The 450-nt window shown below is 64.0% G+C and carries 1 protein-coding gene; it reads right to left on the bottom strand.

Translation table 11 applies throughout. The features are described from left to right. Positions 1-241, bottom strand: a 241-nt coding sequence (locus tag ACVOLO_RS18050; RefSeq protein ID WP_481571703.1) for an IS110 family transposase, incomplete at its 3' end; no start/stop codon positions are given. Between the last annotated feature and the right edge of the window lie 209 nt (positions 242-450).

Here is a 450-nt window from a genome sequence, read left to right as displayed (position 1 = left end):
GTGGACGCCGGGCGCACAGCCGCACCGCGGGCAAAGCGGCCTGATGCAGGCACTTCAGCAGGGCCTGTTCATAGCCGCCGCTGGCCTCCAGGACGATGCGCTGGCACGCCAGCTGCTGCAGCCAGGACACCAGTTCGGCCAGGCCGGCGGCTGAATTGGCAAAGGTTCTACCCCGCTCCTGCGGCAGGACGTGAACCACCAACTCCGACTTGGCGACATCGATACCCACATAGCTGTTCATCATCGGCTCCCGTTGTAGGCTGACAGTGAGAGCGCTCCCCCGATCCCATGCTTGTACGGTTCGGACTCAGATCCGATCAACTGTTCGGGCTGAAGGGGAGTTTGGAGTGCGGCGCCCCAACTCCTACACGTGCTTGTGCGCACCGCGGCATAACGGGCTGCCGCACTCCGCTCTCACCTGCAAACCTACTCCGGTGGCAGACACAAGCG

It is taken from the genome of Stenotrophomonas sp. STEN056 (genome assembly GCF_056759635.1).
This window is presented reverse-complemented; position numbering and strand designations above follow the sequence as displayed.